Genomic DNA, 17,587 nt, shown 5'->3' on the forward strand with positions numbered 1-17,587 from the left:
CTCTTTAGCCAAGTACTTTGCAAATATTAATAATAGCAAGTCGAGCCATTAATTTGTCGGCTTGCTATAAGCCTAGAAAGAGTTGTAATGAAATTTAGCCCGTTAGTTCAAGAACTTATTGATTCATTAAAATGTTTACCTGGGGTTGGTGCAAAATCAGCGCAACGTATGGCCTTTCATTTACTTGAGCGAAACCGTCATGGCGGTAACAAGCTTTCACAAACCTTGGCTCGGGCCATGGAAAATATTGGTCATTGCGAACAATGTCGTACATTTACTGAAGAGGCCTTGTGCGATATCTGTTTGAGTCCGAAGCGTAAAATAGCGGCGCAATTGTGTATTGTTGAAACGCCAGGTGATGTTATTGCTATTGAACAAACGGGTGAGTTTCAAGGGCTTTATTTTGTTTTAATGGGACATTTATCACCCCTTGATGGTATTGGTCCAGACGATTTAGGTTTAGACGTTTTGGAAAAACAATTGGCGACAGGGCAATTTAGCGAAGTTATTTTAGCGACCAACCCGACCGTGGAAGGAGAAGCCACCGCGCATTTTATTGCTGAACTGACTCAAACCTACGAAGTTAAAATTTCACGTATTGCTCACGGTGTGCCGGTCGGTGGTGAACTAGAATATGTTGACGGAAATACCTTGTCACATGCACTGTCAGGTCGTAAAAATTATAGCTTTTAGTCTCAATAAATCTAAGCCAGGGTTAGCATTTAGTGAGCACTTGATAAACCTCAGTTTTAGGTGTTATTGGCTTGCAAATAATGTTTGATTTACGAAGAATGATGGGGTTGCAGGTAATGAGTATTGTCTGCTTTATTCTACTCACTGGCTGCACAGCAAAAAATCAGTTAAGGCAGATAGAACAAGCTGATTCTGTCATAAAATATAAAGAAATTTTAGCTAAACCCACACGTTTTTCTAATTTATACCCCGGTAAAAAAAGTTACTTAATTACCTGTAAAGAAAGTTGTTATCAGCCCTCACCAGTGGTGAAATGTGAAACACTGGCTGAAAATTGTCGCTTTATTGGTGAACAATCGCCACCTAAGGTTAATACGGGTTTTAGCTTTCGCTGGCTTGGCCATGCCAGTTTTTATATCGAAAGTCCTGAGGGTAGTAGGCTACTGCTAGACCCGGTTAGTGAGCAGTTTGATTGGCCAGTTAATTGGGCTTTTAAGTTCAGCGCAGGCTTTTTTCGTAATGAACCACAGTGGCCATCACTCAGTGAAATTAGCGATGTTGACGCTGTATTATACTCACATATTCACTATGATCATTTTAACAAAGCTGATATTGAAAAAATTGGCACCGATGCGCAATATTTTGTGCCTTTGGGTTTTGCAGAACATTTTCCTAATAACGGCTATAAGATTAATGAAATGGCTTGGTTTTCAACAACGACATTAGCCGAGCTGAAGATTAACTTTGTACCTGCGCATCATTTTAGTAGTCGAATTTTAATCCCTTATTTATACGAAGATAAAGACGTTACGCTTTGGGGCGGTTGGGTTATCGAACACCAAGGTCAACGCGTATTTTTTGCGGGCGATACCGGATATTCTGAGCATTTTAAAGATATTCAACAGCGTTATGGTGATATGGATGTTTGCTTGATGCCCATTGCTTCGTATTTTCATCGAGAAAATAGTGCATGGTATCGCTATGTTCACACCACGCCAGAAGATGCTTTAGTAGCGGCGCAAGCGCTAAATTGTAAAGTCATGATCCCATGGGGTTATGGCAATAATAGTTGGAAAATGGGCGATCATAGTTCTCATTCACCGTTATTACGCTTATTAAAAATGCATAAAGCAATGAACTCGCCAATACCTTTACATATTTTAAATGAAGGTGAAGAAGTTACCTTTTAGTAGAAGTGATGCTTAAATTTTTTCAACAAGCTTACTGGTTGAACAAAGGCTAGTTAAGCTCAGTTTTAATCATCAAAATTTTAGATATTACCAATGTTTTTAATATGTTGTGTTATGGTGGACAGGTATAAAGTTTGTCGGTTAGTGGCTATTAGGTTTTACTCGCTTGGTTGGACTTTAATTCAGACAGTTAAATTGTCCTCAGCACAAATGCCGATAAACAAAAATAACAGCCACTGCAGATGTTTATTGAGTCATTGCTTTAATCGCCCGCTAAACCTTTGACGGATTGAAGTCCGACCTAAAAAAAATGGCCTAACACTTACTATCACCCGTGAAAGTAATTTTGGCTAACATACTACTTCCTCTCTCGCCTTTTAAAAGTAAGATATCATAACTTAACATCCTTGTTGTAGAACAGAGCGTTTTAATTAATCATCTATAAATTACTAGTAAGTGGGTTATGGATCATTAAATTATTTTTCGCATATTTGAGTAATAATATGCCACATAGGACAATAAAAGCAGTTAAATAAAGTGCCGCGTTATAATTGTTAAATTGCGCAATTAACGCGACACAATAAAGTGGGGCAACCACTTGCCCAACGCCATAAGCAGCCGTAATCACCCCCATGATAAACACGGGGTTTTTACCGGCTAGTTGGCCACCAAAATTCATAAACAGTGAAACAAGGCCAATAAAAGTGCCACCGTACAATACGCCACTGAGTAAATTAAGCCATATATTGGCAGAGAAGGTCGGGATTAAAATAGCAATTACCTGCAGTGCCATCGCCACCATCATAATATCGATACTATTGTACCTGTGTGCTAAACGCATCCAAATAATGCAAGAAGGAATCCCCGCTAAACCAACCGCTAACCAAGCATAGCCGCCATACCCGGCTAACCCCGGCAGTGAGTTTACAATGTCAGGAAGAAAGGTCGCTTGTACCACCATGCCAACACCTTCGGTGAAGTAGGCCAGCGCCAACACAATAACCAGTGGAGTAAATAACGATTTATCAAATTTGTGGCTAATAACCTTGTTCGCACCTTGCTTATCAAAACTGAGTATATAGGTGGAATAACAGGCGAATATTACCCCCGCAATCGCTAAAGCTAACCAAGCATGTTGCCAATTGTCACTATAGGTAAAAACACTGCGCATGATTAAGTCAGACACCAGTATTGAAAAACCTAAACCACTAAAGTGTATACCCATTGCTTTGGTTTTATTGGTGTTTTGTAGTTTTGACATTACGATGGCAGAGCCAACCACTAATGCCATAGCTGCGCCAAAGCCAGCAAATAGGCGAGACAGTAACCAAATAGTATTGTTTTCGGTAAAAGCTAGTAGCAGTGAGGTGATAACACACAAGGCTAAGCCAATGCGGAAAAATTTCACTTTGGCATGAATATCTTTAATAAAAATAGAGAAAATTGAACCTGATAAATAACCGATATAGTTAATTGATGCGAGTACACCAGCAAAAGCAATACTGAGGTGGCTTTCCAGCATGGCTGGGAGTAATGAGGTAAAGGCAAAACGCGCGACACCAACACCAACGACTAAGGCTAGAATGCCAGCCAATAAAATCGCGGCATTGTTATTTCGATCAAGCAACATGTTAAATTCCTGTGTTATCACTTGCGGTCAATACTGATGAAAGGACAGTAATTGAGCCAATTTTTGTCGTTAGAGCACAGACAAGCTAATGGTCTAATGTAAGGACAGAAGTTACTGAAAGCAAATCATTATTTGTTATTAAGAGTATATAAAAATAGCGAGAAATAAAACTAAAGCCAAGCAATGATAAAGCCAAACAGAACTATTATCTCTGATGTTTTTTTAATTTTTTGCTTGAAAACCTTATCGCTACCCCCACATGTTAACTATCGAGTGAATATTGGATAATGATGTTTAATATTCACGATAAACAATCATTTTAATGCTAGTTAGAGTAGGAAGTTTCCAGATGTCTGAGACAGGCCAAAAAGAAGTTCACGGTTTTCAAACCGAAGTAAAGCAACTATTGCAGTTGATGATCCACTCACTTTATTCAAATAAAGAAATATTCTTACGCGAGTTAGTTTCAAACGCTGCTGATGCCGCTGATAAATTACGTTTTAAAGCATTATCGAATGCTGATTTATATGAAGGTGACGGTGATTTACGTGTGCGTGTAAGTTGCGATAAAGAAAACAATACCCTGACTATTTCTGATAACGGTATTGGTATGACGCATGACCAAATCGTTGAGCATTTAGGTACTATTGCCAAATCAGGTACTGCTGAATTTTTCTCACAACTTTCTGGTGACCAAGCGTCTGACTCACAATTAATTGGTCAATTTGGTGTCGGCTTTTACTCAGCATTTATCGTTGCTGACTCGGTCACTGTGCGTTCACGTGCTGCCGGTGTTGATGCTTCGGAAGGTGTTGAGTGGACAAGTGCCGGTGAAGGTGAATTCACTACCGCTAAAATTGAAAAAACCAACCGTGGTACTGACATTATTCTTCACTTAAAAGAAGAAGAAAGTGAGTATGCTGATGATTGGCGTTTAAAGACTATTGTCACTAAGTATTCAGACCATATCTCTGTTTCAGTTGAAATGTTAACACCGGAAGTACCGGGTGTTGACGCGATTGAAGAAGTAAAAGATGACGAAGGTGAGGTAACAAAACCAGCTGTTGAAGCACGCGATGCTGTTCCTGCTACATGGGAGCCAGTGAACAAAGCCACCGCACTTTGGACACGAGAAAAATCTGAGATTACTGACGAAGAATATAAAGAGTTTTATAAGCATGTATCACATGACTTCGGTGACCCACTTTTATGGGAACATAATAAAGTAGAAGGTAAAACTGAATATACTTCATTACTTTACATTCCATCTAAAGCGCCGTTTGATATGCATAACCGTGAGAAACAGCATGGTTTAAAATTATTTGTTCAACGTGTGTTTATTATGGACGACGCCGAGCAATTCATGCCAAGCTATTTACGTTTTGTAAAAGGCTTATTGGACTCAAATGACTTGCCTTTAAACGTATCACGTGAAATTTTACAAGATAATAAAATCACTCAAGCCATACGTAAGGGTTGTACTAAACGTGTTTTAAAAATGCTTGAAAAACTGGGCAACAAAGATGCTGAGCAATATCAGCTATTCTGGAACGAATTTGGTCAAGTACTAAAAGAAGGTCCAGCAGAAGATTCTTCTAATAAAGATGCTATTGCTAAACTCATGCGTTTTGCTTCTACTCATGAAGATAACAGCCTGCAAAGTGTTTCACTTGCGCAATACGTTGAACGTATGAAAGAAGGCCAAGATAAAATTTATTATGTCGTTGCTGATAGTTTTGAAGCGGCTAAAAATAGCCCGCATTTAGAAGTGTTCCGCAAAAAGGGCATTGAAGTATTATTGATGGCTGACCGTATTGATGAATGGTTAGTGAGCCATTTAACTGAGTTTGATGGTAAGCAATTACAGTCAGTTACCCGTGGTGGTTTAGATTTAGGTGATATGGATGATGCTGAAACGAAAGAAGCACAAGAAAAACTTGAGCAAGAATTCGACTCAGTTGTTATTCGTATAAAAGCAGCGCTTGCAGGTAAAGCCAAAGACGTTAAAATCTCACAACGCTTAACCGATTCACCTGCTTGTATTGTTGCTGATGAACATGATATGAGTAGCCAAATGATGAAGTTGATGCAATCAGTGGGTCAAGAAGTACCAGATTCATTGCCAATTTTTGAAATTAACGCTGAGCATGACTTGATCAAGCATGTTGCTGAAGAGCAAGACGATGAAAAGTTCACACAATGGACTGAAGTTTTATTTGAACAAGCCATGTTAGCAGAGCGGGGCAGTTTGAAAGACCCAGCAACTTTTGTTGCCCGTTTGAACAAACTAATGTTGAGCCTAACTAAATAAACTACAGCTAGGTTAAATAATGATCTAGGTCATATTATCATCCGACTATCATTAGACTTTAGTCAAAAAAAGGAGCTTTTTAGCTCCTTTTTTGTTTTTTTGCACCGCTTGCTACTTGTTTGAAGCCCTTTGAATATGTATAGTGTTTGCTCTTTCACAATACTAATTCATTAATTAAATAGGGTTATACTAAATGCGCATTATTTTATTAGGTGCACCGGGTGCCGGTAAAGGGACTCAAGCACAATTCTTAATGGCTAAATTTGGCATTCCACAAATATCTACGGGTGACATGCTTCGTGCTGCGATTAAAGCAGGCACTGAACTCGGCCAAAAAGCCAAAGCAGTGATGGACGCAGGGCAGCTCGTATCTGATGAATTAATTATTGGTTTGGTTAAAGAGCGTATAGCCCAAGACGACTGTAAAGCGGGTTTCTTACTTGATGGTTTCCCACGCACAATTCCACAAGCTGATGCAATGAAAGCGAGTGGTGTTTCTGTTGACCATGTTATTGAGTTTGATGTACCAGATGAAGTGATTGTTGAACGCATGGCAGGCCGTCGTGTGCATGCCGGTTCAGGTCGCGTTTATCATCTCGTTTACAATCCGCCAAAAGAAAACGGTAAAGACGATGTAACGGGTGACGAGTTATCTGTTCGCCCTGATGACGAAGAAGCAACTGTACGTAAGCGTTTAGGCATTTATCACGAACAAACTAAACCATTAGTTGACTACTACCAAGGCGAAGCTAAAGCTAACGCTTGTGCCTATTTAACGATTGATGGCACACAACCAGTTGAACAAGTGAGCTCATTGTTAGATGAGAAGCTATCATAAGTTAATATCATAAGTTAAGCACTGAATGCTAAGTTATTAAATATGAAGCTCGCTCATGCGAGCTTTTTTATGTTTAGTATGAAGGGGTGTTTTTTTGTGCCAAACAAAACCTAAAGCTTTATGTAGGCTGGACTTTAGTTCATCAGGTTAAATGAAATTTAACTTTCTTTGCTATCAGACCGACAAAGTAAAACCTGCTGCAGATGTTTGTTGCTGATCTAATTAAGAGTTCGCTTACAGTTGACGGACTAAAGTCCGACCTACAAAAAATCACAAAAATAAAAAGACAATTTCCCAGCGCTATATTTTCACCCATAGGCTTTATGCAGGGTGGACTTTAGTCCATCAGGTTAAATGAAATTTAACTTTTTTTGCTATCAAGACCGACAAAAGTAAAACCTGCTGCAGATGTTTATTGCTGCTCTAATTAACAGTTCGCTTAGAGTTGACGGACTAAAGTCCGACCTACAAAAAAATCACAAAACAATTCCTCCGGGCTACATTGTTACCCTTAGGCAAGGTTGGTGAGAATGAACGGTGATATAGCTGATAAAAGCTACCTAGTGCTTAAACCCTTGCTAAAGCGTTAACGCTACCTTTATTACATGCTTTAATGGGTTTTTAGCATACCAATATGGGGAATGTCATCTTCTAAATACATTTCACTGACACGTTCAAAACCGTGCTGATTATAGTACTTCTCTAAATGTTCTTGAGCTGATATTTTCACTATGTCATTTGGGAAAAACTTCAGGCATTCAACTAAACCAACTCGCATTAGTTCGTGGCCAAGTCCTATACCACGAGCACATGAGGCAGTAACGACACGACCCATACTAATGTTATCTGAATAGGTTAAGCCCTTGGGTAAAATACGTAAATATGCGGTCATAACACCGTTTTGATAGCAAAATAGATGTTGTGTTTTTGGGTGGCGATCGTGATCATCTAAGTCAGGATAAAAACAGCTTTGCTCAACAACAAAAATATCAATTCGTAATTTTAATAAATCGTATAATTCATCATTAGTTAGTTGCGAGAAAGTTTTATTCTGCCAGTTTAAGCCATTGTTTTTCATTTTTTTAAAATTCACTTTTTTCGTTATTACCGTTAATTAAGAATTGTTCAAAATCTTTTTTCAGTAGAGGTTTTGATAATAAATATCCTTGGCCAAAAGTGCAACCGGCTGTAGCTAACAACTGTCGTTGTTGCGCGGTTTCAATCCCTTCAGCAATCACTTCTATATTAAGCTTATCCGCCATGACAATGATGGCTTCGCATAGTGCCATATCATTGTTATCTGATGACATGCCCTTGACGAAACTTTGATCAATTTTTATGTAATCAACCGAGAAGTTTTTAAGATATGAAAATGAGCAGTAACCGGTGCCAAAGTCATCGATGGCAATCACCACACCTTGTTGCCTAATATCAGCAATAATATTATCCACTAGGACATTACTTTCCATTAGCAGGCTTTCAGTGATCTCAATGGTCAACGCGTGGCTAGGGATGTTGTGTTGCTTTAATTGCTCAATCCAGTTTAAAATTTGTTTGTTGTGATTTTTATACTGAACAGCAGAGGTATTAATACTGATTTGTAAATTTTCGCAATATGTCCCTCGCCATAACTTTAGGTCCTGTAAAACCTGTTGGAATACCCACTCGCTTAATTCAATAATCAATCCAGTTTCTTCAGCAATCGGAATGAAATCTAACGGTGAAACAAGGCCTTTTTTTGGGTGCTGCCAACGAATTAATGCTTCTGCTTTATAAGTGTTATTATTTTTTAAATTTACAATTGGTTGATAAACAATAAAAAATTGCCGTTCTTTTACCGCGATGCGCAGGTCTTGAATTAATTGCATACGTTTGAGGAAGTTTGTACGCATACTATCAGTAAAGTAATGCATGGTATTACGACCTTTTACTTTGGCGCTATACATAGCGTGATCAGCATTTTTCAGTAATTGGTTAATATTGTCGGCATCATTAGGATAAATTGCCACACCAATACTGGCAGTACAATATATTTCTTTTTCTTCAAAAAGATATGGCTTAGCTAAAGCGGTTAATATTCTCTTACCAAGAATTTCTATGTTTTTAACACCATTAGTATTGGTTAGCACAATGATAAATTCATCACCCCCTATCCTAGCTATAATATCACTTTCTCTGAGAGAATTTTTAATGCGTTTTGAGGTTTCTACCAGCAAAGCATCACCAGTGCTATGGCCTAAAGAGTCATTTACATCTTTAAAGTTATCAATATCTAGCATGGCAATAGTAAATTGGGTATTTTCACGTTTCGCCTTTTTAAGTATATTGACTATATATTCGTTCACTAAGCTGCGATTGGGTAATTGTGTTAAATGGTCAAAATTGGCTTGATGCCAAATCAGTTGATCTACCTTTTCTCGTTCGATTGCAATGCGAGACAAACTGGCAAATTGTTCGATTAACCTAAAATCTTTTGTTGTTGGAGAGGTTGGTTTTTCAAAATATATGGCAAATGTACCTATCACTTTACCTCGGTTGTTGATAATAGGCTCTGACCAACAGCTGGATAGATTTGCTTTTTTTGCTAACTCTGACCATTGCGCCCAATAAGGATGAGTGGCGATATCTATCACGGTAACTCTTTTGCCGATATAGGCGGAGGTACCGCATGAGCCTACTCCTTGACCTATCACTAGACCTTCGATGGCTTGATTGTAAAAATCTGGCAAACTCGGTGCGGCCCCTAACGTAAGATTTTTTTTGTTTTATCAAGCAATAATATACTGCACATAGCATCAGGATTTTCATTTTCGACAGCTTTGACAATCGCGTCCAATACATCAGATAGCTTGGCAGAACATGCAATAAGCTCTAAAATTTTATTACGTAAGAGGTTGAATTTTTCATTTTCTATGAACTTCTTATTTTCTTTTTCTATATATTTAGAAAATACAAAAGCACAAATAAGAGTTAAAATTAGTGTTATCACAACTCGACTGAAGGTGAAACTATCGAATTGGTTATAGGTTAATGAACAAGATATTAATATGAACGTAAGGCTAAGCAGCAAAGCAAGTAAGGGCTTCATCAAATAAAAAGAAAAGATGATGGCGGGATATAACCAGTAAATAACACTGATACCTTTTATGTACACAGCTATCATTGTAATAATGAAAATGAAGATGGTTACTATTTTGCTATATAATTCAACATTCCTTGTGTACCAAACACCCAGAAATGTGCCGACCATTACAGAAACTGCCAACAAGTCGACAATCATGTGTGCCAGATTGTCGTCATTAATGCTAGCAATAAGCAGTGGGAAAACAGTTAGGCCAGTGATGCCAGTTATGGAGAGTAATATTTTTTCTTTTAATGTACGTTGCAACATTTTTATTACCGCATCATATTATAAATGAATAAAAATTCTATTTTAAGTGATTAAAATAACATAAAAAGAGTTTATGAATATTTATTAGATTAACCGTTTAGTGCGTTAATTGACATACATTATTAAGCAAAAGACTTAATGTATTTTCTAGCCATTACTATTACATTAGCTGAAGAATTTTTTTTGCCTCTACTTAATGAAAGTTATTGTTTTTATTTGAATTATATAAAATATTCAAAAGGTAATTCAGGGTTAATTAAAGGTTAGCTAAGGGTTATTAGGTGATTAGTTAAAGGTTAATTAAGGGTTAATTAAAGGTTAATTAAAGGTTAATTAAGGGTTGGTGGAATGTAGAATTTTCTTTGTATATGCCTTATATACACCAGCAAATTTGAACATTAAACACGGCGACGATGTTAACAAAAAATGACTAGTTAAAGTCGAAGATCTTGCAATTAATCGATGTTGATTATGTTTGTTTATCAAAAATAGCGCCCACGCGCTTTTGATTGAAATAATCAATTATTTATTGTTTGTATTGATGTTGAGTTCTGGGTATTCAGTATTCTAAGTTTTTTTATGGTGATTTGGTCAAGAATCAAAATATAGTCTAACGCTAGTATATCGGGTTCAAGTTCTCTTGGTAAACTGTGGTTCTAACCTTTGATGCTCTATAATTTTTTCACATTGTAAGTCTTTTAAGTGTGAGTAATAATATAAGATACTGCTTAATCAAATAATATTTCCCAATCCTTAGCGATGCTTTACAAGCAATATAAAATATGACTTTGAATTATATTACACATTTTTAGCTAGTACCTGACTGTTTTTGGAAAGTTTTTAGCGCTGCTATAGTCAGTAAGTAATTGATTTAATTATTGATCGATAAAATAATGTCAGCGTGATATGAGCTTTTAGTCAGTGGAAGATATTTACCTAGTAGACTTGAAGTTTTGGCGGTATTTCTTTCATTACTTATAACGGACTCACCTGACTGAAGATAAATTTCACAAAATTATTACCCACTTTTACAAGTAAAAATACCTCAAGGCAGTAGTATTGTTCTCAAGCCCAATAATCAACTATTGGGCCATTTAACGCCTGCCTTGATTTATTTCTTATGATCATCAATAGCAGAAATACCAATAAACCTTGGTCATAGCGTGCTATTAGTTGTCATTTACTTTTTTTGATGCCTTGATTGCAATACCGCCATCACTTCACTTAGGTTAATGTTTTGATCTTGAAGCAGCACTAAGGTGTGATAAAACAAATCGGCACATTCACCTAATAAATCTTCTTTGGTTTCAGCAACAGCAGCTAACGCCACTTCCACACCTTCTTCGCCCACTTTTTGCGCAATTTTGGTCGTACCGCGGGAAAATAAATGGGCGGTGTAACTGTCTTCTGGCGCGTCATTTTTACGACTAGCAATCACTTGTTCAAGTTGACTGAGAAAGTTTTGTTGGCTAATGGCTTGTTCAGGAAAGCAAGATTCTGTGCCTAAATGACAAGTAGGACCTTGCGGTTGGCAGGCAATGAGCAGGCTGTCTTGATCGCAATCAGTGACTACTTGGCTAACCTTTAAATAGTTACCACTGGTTTCACCTTTGCACCAAAGTGCTTGTTTAGCGCGGCTATAAAATGTGGCTAAGCCAGAGTCTAAAGTTTGCTCTAAAGCCTCAAGATTCATATAGCCTTGCATTAAAACAGCACCGGTATCTTGATGCTGAATAATGGCTGGGATCATGCCCGTCATTTTATCCCATGCCAATTGGCTAACATTGTCTTGTGTAATTAGCATAATCTGATCTCAACTTTTTCATTTTTAAGGGTTTGCTTTAATTCATCCATCGCTATAATAGCTTTGTGGAAAACACTAGCAGCGAGCGCGCCGTCAACATCAGCTTGCTGAAAAACATCAACAAAATGTGATATTTTACCAGCACCACCTGAAGCGATTAACGGCACATTACACAGTTTACGCACTTGGCTAAGTTGTTTAATATCATAACCTTGGCGAACACCGTCTTGATTCATACAATTAAGTACAATCTCACCAGCGCCCAATCTTTGTACTTCTTGGATCCAATCTAGGGTGCGCCATTTAGTTTTTTGTGTCCGGGTTTCATCGCCGGTAAATTGGTAAACTTGGTATTCACCCGCACCATTATTAGCGTCTTGATTAAAAAAGCTATCAACGCCAACCACAATACACTGCTGACCAAAAATATCGGCTAATCGAGATATTAAGCTTGGGTCTCTTAACGCCGGTGAATTAATGGATATTTTATCCGCACCCATCATTAAAATTTGCTTTGCATCTTCTTCAGTTTTTATACCACCGGCAACACAAAAGGGAATGTCGATAACTTGAGCAATGCGACTAACCCAGCTTTTGTCTACTACACGGTCATCTGAGCTGGCAGTAATATCATAGAAAACCAGCTCGTCGGCACCCGCTTGTGCATACTTTTGCGCGAGCGGTACGATGTCGCCAATAATTTCATGGTTACGAAATTGTACACCTTTTACCACTTTACCATCGCGAACATCAAGACAAGGAATTATGCGTTTGGCCAGCATGCGATTGCCTCCTCTAAAGTAAACTTACCTTCAAGCAGTGAGCGACCCAGTATTACGCCATTAACACCCGTTGGTATTAGGGCTTTGATGTCATCTAATGAGCCAATGCCGCCTGAGGCTTGCCATTTTATGCTTGGATATTGCTGACAAAGTTCTTGATACAAGGCAACATTACTACCAGTTAATGTACCGTCTTTACTGATGTCCGTACACAAGACATGAATTAAACCAGCGGTAATGTAATCATCTAATAAGGCTTCTAAATTAACGCCACTGTCTTTTATCCAACCGTGTGTGGGTAGGGTTTTATTACCCATAGCATCAATTTTTACATCGAGTGCCAGTACAATACGTTCACCACCAAACTCTGTTAGCCATGCTTGCACTAATGTTGGCTCTTTGATTGCGAGTGAGCCAATAACAATACGATCAGCGCCTAAGTTAAGTAGCTGTTGCACGTCTTCTTTACAACGCACACCGCCACCCACTTGAATGATCATGCTGTCGTGTTTTACTAAGCTTGTTAGTAAGGTTAATTGGCGTTTATTACTGTCTTTTGCACCGTCTAGGTCAACAAAGTGCATGACAGTTGCACCCGCTTTAGCATAAGCATTTTGTCGTTCTTTTGCGGTGTATTGATAATTGGTTTTTTGTTGGTAATCACCTTGAAATAATCGCACGACTTCGCCGTCAATTAAATCGATTGCTGGGATCATCATCGCTTACATCTCCAAGAAATTCTTAATTATTTTACTACCAAGCGCACTAGAGCGTTCAGGATGAAATTGGCAGCCGATAAAGTTATCTTTGGCAATGGCAGCAGAAAATTCACTACCATAGTGGCAGCGGGCAACAGTATATTCAGAAATGGGCGCCGCAAAACTATGCACAAAGTAAAAATAGTCATCAACCTTGATGCCGGTAAATATGGCATGGTCGCTAACCTGAGTTAGGGTGTTCCAACCCATATGTGGCAGACGTAAGGTTTTAGCCTCAAGTGGGCGAATATCGGTAGGGATCAAGCCTAAACATTCAACCACCTCATCTTTACCCACACCTTCTGCAGAAGAACGAGCCATTAATTGCATGCCCAAACAAAAACCTAACACCGGCTGGGTAAGCTGTTGTAGCGTAGCCACTAAACCTTTTGCCCTGATATTTTCCATGGCGTGGCGAGCACTGCCCACACCAGGTAAAATAACTTTGTCTGCATTTTTTATAACATGGGTGTCATCAGAAATAGTAATAGTAAAACCTAAACGTTCGACGGCAAACTTTACCGATGCCAGGTTTGCACAACCGGTGTCAACAATAACAAAGTTAGCTTGCGGGTTTTCGCTCATGCTATAAACATCCCTTTGTGCTAGGTAGGTCATCACCGTCAACCGCTATGGCTTGACGCAAAGCACGACCAAACACTTTAAATAAGCTTTCCACTTGGTGATGACAATTGCCTTCAGTCGTTGAAAGGTGCAGGGTGATTGCCATCGAGTCAGCCAATGAACGAAAGAAATGTGGCACCATTTGGGTCGACATTTGTCCGACCACATTATCAGTAAATTTGGCATCAAACTCTAACCAAGGGCGACCAGAAAGATCAATCGAGCACTCAGCACGACATTCGTCCATCGGTAAAACAAAACCAAAGCGACCAATACCGCGTTTGTCACCCAAGGCTTGCTTAAGCGCTTGGCCTAAAGCTAAAGCTGTGTCTTCAACACTGTGGTGTTCGTCAATGTGATAGTCACCATCAACACTGACTTGCATGCTAAAACCACCATGTGCAGCAATTTGTTCAAGCATGTGATCAAAAAAGCCTAAACCGGTTTTGATCTTAATATCACCGATTTTATCGAGGTTGATCGCCACATTGATATTGGTTTCTTTTGTTGTTCTAACGACTTTCGACACTCTTGAACTAGTCAGTAGTTGCTCAGCGATGTCGTTCCAATTAAGCGATTGACGGTTATATTTAAGCGCTTTAATACCCATGTTGGCAGCAAGCGCGATATCAGTTTCTCGGTCGCCAATAACATAAGAGTTGGCAAAGTTAACTTTACCTTGCTGTAAATAGTCACTGACTAAGCCTAGTTTAGGTTTACGGCAGCTACAATTGTCTGCTTCAAAATGTGGGCAAAGGAGTACGTCGTCAAAGTTAACCCCTTGCGATGCAAACATGGCCATCATTTTGTCATGTGGCAAATCAAATTCACCTTGTGGGTAGCTTTTGGTACCTAAACCGTCTTGGTTTGATACCATGACTAAGCGAAAGCCTTTTTTCTGCAAGGCTATTAACACGGGGATCACGTTAGGCTCAAAAACTAATTTGGCTAAACTATCGACTTGTTTATCGCTAATAGGTTCTTCAATTAAAGTACCGTCTCGGTCGATAAATAAAATATTTTGTTGGCTCATATTAATTCTCTTTTGCCACGGTTTGGGCTGTTGTTGTGATAAAACTATTGGTGATAGTTTGCTGTAATAGACCAAGTTCGCGTTCACTACCAATACTAATGCGTAAACAGTTGGCTAAATTTTGCTGTTTTGATTGATCACGTATTAAAATACCTTGCTCTACCAAGCCATTAAAAATAAAGTTTTTTACTGTTTCATTTTGACAACGAAACAAAACAAAATTTGCATCACTTTTAAATACTTGGCTGCACCAACTTTGCTGGGTTAGCCATGCGGTTAATTGTTTACGTAAAATTTCAGTTTCTTGTACGCGAATACTCACTTGTTCGAGGCCAGGTGGTGCTAAAGCGGCACTAGCAATATCGGCAACGGGTGCTGATATAGGGTAAGGCGCTATGACTTTACTGATCATCGAAATAATGTCTCGATTAGCTAGGGTAAATCCGCAACGTAAACCCGCTAAAGCAAAAGCTTTTGACAGTGTTCTTAAAATGACTAAATGTGGATATATTTTAAGCCAACTAGACACCGATTGTTCAGGGCTAAATTCGATATAGGCTTCATCAACCACAACAATGGCTGAGTCGGCAAAGAGTTCAAGCACGGTTTTAATATCTTGCTGTGCCAGTAAATTACCCGTTGGGTTACCCGGTGAGCACAAAAACACCACTTTTGCTTGACCGACTTGTGCTTTTAAACCGGCTAAATCTAATGACGACTCTGTCGTTAATGGCACTTTAATAATACCGGTACCATGATTTTCAGCGCTAATAGCATACATGCCATAAGTGGGCGGACAGATGACAATACTGTCTTGATATGCTTGGCAAAAGGTTCTAATGATCAGCTCTATGCCTTCATCTGCGCCACGAGTGGCTAGCATGTTTTCTGCAGCGATAGCACTATAAGCACTATAAGCATTGATCAGGCTTTCTGGCTGAAAGTCAGGGTAGCGATTGATACTGTCGCTGCTGACTTGGTAAATACCTGGACCTGAAGCTTCGTTAGCGTTGAGCCAAATTTTGCCTTGCATTGCACCACTATTAGCATAAAGTCTGCGGGCAGACTGGTAAGGCACCATATCTATGAGTTCTTTGCGGGCAAGTTTTTTTGCAATGCTCATTTATGCCTCCGTACTCTGGTTAGAGTCGCTGTTACTCTCACGATCAAAGCCAGCTTCTGTGTTGTTACCTGTCTGCTCTAACGGGGCTTCTAAGCGAATAGTGACGGCACGTTTATGACCGTCTAGTCCTTCAGCATCGGTAAGCTCGCAAATACATTCTGCCAAACTACTTAAGCCTTGACGAGTAATTTCTTGCACAGTAAAGCGTCTTGAAAAGTCAGCCAGTGACAAACTACTGATCACTTTTGAATAACCATAAGTGGGTAGCACGTGATTGGTACCGCTAGCATAATCACCCGCCGACTCTGGCGTATACGCGCCAACAAAAATTGAACCCGCATTACGTAGCTCAGTTAATAACTGCTGAGCATTTTCGGTTTGAATTATTAAGTGCTCTGGACCATATTCATTTGATATCTCAATGGCTTGTGATAAGTCTTTAGTCAGTATCAATCGACTTTGCTGCAAGGCTTGACGCGCTATTTCTGCTCGTGACAACAGGGTTAGTTGCTCTGCTAAGGCTAATTGAACGGCGTTGATAAGTGCCATGCTATCTGATAACAAAATAACTTGGCTATCGGGACCATGTTCGGCTTGCGATAATAAATCAGCAGCGACAAATCCTGCATTAGCATTAGCGTCTGCTATAACGAGTACTTCTGACGGTCCTGCGGGCATATCAATAGCAAAACCATTGACTTGCTGTGATAGTTGTTTTTTGGCTTCGGTGACATATTTATTGCCCGGACCAAAAATTTTGTTCACCGCTTTAATTGTTTGTGTACCAAAAGCTAATGCGGCACAAGCTTGTGCGCCACCGACACTATATATTTCTTCAATATCGCATAATGAAGCCGCTACTAGAATTTCGTCAGCTAATTGGCCGTCTTTATTGGGCGGGCAAACTAGGACTTTGCGTGGGCATTGTGCTAATTGTGCTGGTACACCTAACATTAATACCGTTGATGGTAATGGTGCGCTACCGGCTGGAATATACAAACCGACACTAGCAATAGCTTCAGTTTTTAAGGTACATACAACACCGGGCGTAGTTTCAACACGAATGTCAGCACTGATTTGTGCCTGGTGAAAACGTTTTATTTGTCCATAAGCTGTTTCAATGGCTTTTAATCGTTTAGGCGTTAATCTGGTTTTTGCTGCAGCAATTTGCTCTGGTGTCACTTTTAAAGTGTCAAGCGATACGCCATCAAATTTTTCGGTAAAATCGAATAAGGCTTTATCACCATTTTTTCTTACATTGGTGAGAATATTTTCTACTTGTTGTGATAACAAAGCGCTTTCTGCAATGGCCGGGCGGGCAAGTGCATAATTACGTTCAGCGCTGGACAAATTTTCCCAGGTGATTAGGTCTTTTAGTCTACTGGTATTTTGGTTATTTATATTCATGTG

General features: G+C 39.1%; 15 protein-coding genes. 4 read left to right on the forward strand and 11 right to left on the reverse strand.

The features are described from left to right. The first annotated feature begins 87 nt into the window (after positions 1-87). Positions 88-693, forward strand: coding sequence for a recombination mediator RecR (recR, locus tag H4J46_RS15375; RefSeq protein ID WP_182234393.1), 606 nt, complete (start codon positions 88-90; stop codon positions 691-693). 80 nt (positions 694-773) lie between these two features. Continuing rightward, entirely contained in the window at positions 774-1,883 is a 1,110-nt protein-coding gene (locus H4J46_RS15380; RefSeq protein ID WP_259365900.1) for an MBL fold metallo-hydrolase, read from the forward strand. Positions 1,884-2,322: 439 nt separating this feature from the next. Here H4J46_RS15380 and H4J46_RS15385 read toward each other — a convergent pair whose 3' ends face one another. Further along, positions 2,323-3,513 (reverse strand): YbfB/YjiJ family MFS transporter, encoded by a 1,191-nt coding sequence (locus H4J46_RS15385; protein ID WP_182234394.1) that lies wholly within the window; start codon positions 3,511-3,513, stop codon positions 2,323-2,325. A gap of 349 nt (positions 3,514-3,862) precedes the next feature. On the opposite strand from H4J46_RS15385, the gene htpG reads away from it, so the two are divergent. Together htpG and adk are read left to right on the forward strand one after the other, a co-directional pair. Then, complete coding sequence (gene htpG / locus H4J46_RS15390) at positions 3,863-5,824, forward strand: molecular chaperone HtpG (protein WP_182234395.1); 1,962 nt, start codon at positions 3,863-3,865, stop codon at positions 5,822-5,824. Positions 5,825-6,017: 193 nt separating this feature from the next. Further along, positions 6,018-6,662 carry an adenylate kinase gene (adk, locus tag H4J46_RS15395; protein WP_182234397.1) on the forward strand — a complete coding sequence of 215 codons (645 nt, stop codon included), beginning with the start codon at positions 6,018-6,020 and terminating at the stop codon, positions 6,660-6,662. A gap of 610 nt (positions 6,663-7,272) precedes the next feature. On the opposite strand, the gene H4J46_RS15400 is transcribed toward adk, so the two are convergent. The 10 genes from H4J46_RS15400 to hisD all read right to left on the reverse strand — a co-directional run bounded on the left by H4J46_RS15400 (position 7,273) and on the right by hisD (position 17,584). Beyond that, positions 7,273-7,755 carry a GNAT family N-acetyltransferase gene (locus tag H4J46_RS15400; protein WP_310650254.1) on the reverse strand — a complete coding sequence of 161 codons (483 nt, stop codon included), beginning with the start codon at positions 7,753-7,755 and terminating at the stop codon, positions 7,273-7,275. Continuing rightward, a complete protein-coding gene (locus H4J46_RS15405; RefSeq protein ID WP_220463049.1) occupies positions 7,745-9,391 on the reverse strand; it encodes an EAL domain-containing protein in 1,647 nt (548 codons plus the stop codon). The genes H4J46_RS15400 and H4J46_RS15405 overlap by 11 nt, the downstream gene beginning before the upstream one ends. Before the next feature lie 14 nt (positions 9,392-9,405). Continuing rightward, positions 9,406-10,053 carry a hypothetical protein gene (locus H4J46_RS16940; protein WP_220463050.1) on the reverse strand — a complete coding sequence of 216 codons (648 nt, stop codon included), beginning with the start codon at positions 10,051-10,053 and terminating at the stop codon, positions 9,406-9,408. 1,180 nt (positions 10,054-11,233) lie between these two features. Then, positions 11,234-11,857, reverse strand: a complete 624-nt coding sequence (gene hisIE / locus H4J46_RS15410) for a bifunctional phosphoribosyl-AMP cyclohydrolase/phosphoribosyl-ATP diphosphatase HisIE (protein ID WP_182234399.1) — start codon at positions 11,855-11,857, stop codon at positions 11,234-11,236. Beyond that, positions 11,851-12,639 carry an imidazole glycerol phosphate synthase subunit HisF gene (gene hisF, locus H4J46_RS15415; protein ID WP_182234401.1) on the reverse strand — a complete coding sequence of 263 codons (789 nt, stop codon included), beginning with the start codon at positions 12,637-12,639 and terminating at the stop codon, positions 11,851-11,853. The genes hisIE and hisF overlap by 7 nt, the downstream gene beginning before the upstream one ends. Next, the gene (gene hisA, locus H4J46_RS15420; protein WP_182234403.1) at positions 12,621-13,358 is read right to left on the reverse strand and encodes a 1-(5-phosphoribosyl)-5-[(5-phosphoribosylamino)methylideneamino]imidazole-4-carboxamide isomerase; all 738 of its coding nucleotides are present in this window, start codon (positions 13,356-13,358) and stop codon (positions 12,621-12,623) included. Before hisA ends, hisF begins: the two co-directional genes overlap by 19 nt. A gap of 3 nt (positions 13,359-13,361) precedes the next feature. Next, positions 13,362-13,982, reverse strand: a complete 621-nt coding sequence (hisH, locus tag H4J46_RS15425) for an imidazole glycerol phosphate synthase subunit HisH (RefSeq protein WP_182234404.1) — start codon at positions 13,980-13,982, stop codon at positions 13,362-13,364. Position 13,983: 1 nt separating this feature from the next. Continuing rightward, positions 13,984-15,054 carry a bifunctional histidinol-phosphatase/imidazoleglycerol-phosphate dehydratase HisB gene (gene hisB / locus H4J46_RS15430; RefSeq protein ID WP_182234405.1) on the reverse strand — a complete coding sequence of 357 codons (1,071 nt, stop codon included), beginning with the start codon at positions 15,052-15,054 and terminating at the stop codon, positions 13,984-13,986. Between the two features lies 1 nt (position 15,055). After that, entirely contained in the window at positions 15,056-16,177 is a 1,122-nt protein-coding gene (gene hisC, locus H4J46_RS15435) for a histidinol-phosphate transaminase (RefSeq protein ID WP_182234406.1), read from the reverse strand. After that, complete coding sequence (hisD, locus tag H4J46_RS15440) at positions 16,178-17,584, reverse strand: histidinol dehydrogenase (RefSeq protein ID WP_182234407.1); 1,407 nt, start codon at positions 17,582-17,584, stop codon at positions 16,178-16,180. Positions 17,585-17,587: the final 3 nt, after the last annotated feature.

This window comes from Colwellia sp. MB02u-6 (genome assembly GCF_014077095.1).
In the GTDB taxonomy this organism is placed as follows: Bacteria; Pseudomonadota; Gammaproteobacteria; order Enterobacterales; family Alteromonadaceae; genus Cognaticolwellia.

Excerpts from the sequence above, each read along its gene's own strand:
- hisB (WP_182234405.1), bottom strand. The coding sequence starts at position 15,054 with ATGAGCCAACAAAATATTTTATTTATCGACCGAGACGGTACTTTAATT.
- H4J46_RS15385 (WP_182234394.1), bottom strand. The coding sequence starts at position 3,513 with ATGTTGCTTGATCGAAATAACAATGCCGCGATTTTATTGGCTGGCATT.
- hisH (WP_182234404.1), bottom strand. The coding sequence starts at position 13,982 with ATGAGCGAAAACCCGCAAGCTAACTTTGTTATTGTTGACACCGGTTGT.
- H4J46_RS15380 (WP_259365900.1), top strand. The coding sequence starts at position 774 with ATGTTTGATTTACGAAGAATGATGGGGTTGCAGGTAATGAGTATTGTC.
- hisC (WP_182234406.1), bottom strand. The coding sequence starts at position 16,177 with ATGAGCATTGCAAAAAAACTTGCCCGCAAAGAACTCATAGATATGGTG.
- hisD (WP_182234407.1), bottom strand. The coding sequence starts at position 17,584 with ATGAATATAAATAACCAAAATACCAGTAGACTAAAAGACCTAATCACC.
- htpG (WP_182234395.1), top strand. The coding sequence starts at position 3,863 with ATGTCTGAGACAGGCCAAAAAGAAGTTCACGGTTTTCAAACCGAAGTA.
- H4J46_RS16940 (WP_220463050.1), bottom strand. The coding sequence starts at position 10,053 with ATGTTGCAACGTACATTAAAAGAAAAAATATTACTCTCCATAACTGGC.
- hisIE (WP_182234399.1), bottom strand. The coding sequence starts at position 11,857 with ATGCTAATTACACAAGACAATGTTAGCCAATTGGCATGGGATAAAATG.
- hisF (WP_182234401.1), bottom strand. The coding sequence starts at position 12,639 with ATGCTGGCCAAACGCATAATTCCTTGTCTTGATGTTCGCGATGGTAAA.
- adk (WP_182234397.1), top strand. The coding sequence starts at position 6,018 with ATGCGCATTATTTTATTAGGTGCACCGGGTGCCGGTAAAGGGACTCAA.
- recR (WP_182234393.1), top strand. The coding sequence starts at position 88 with ATGAAATTTAGCCCGTTAGTTCAAGAACTTATTGATTCATTAAAATGT.
- hisA (WP_182234403.1), bottom strand. The coding sequence starts at position 13,358 with ATGATGATCCCAGCAATCGATTTAATTGACGGCGAAGTCGTGCGATTA.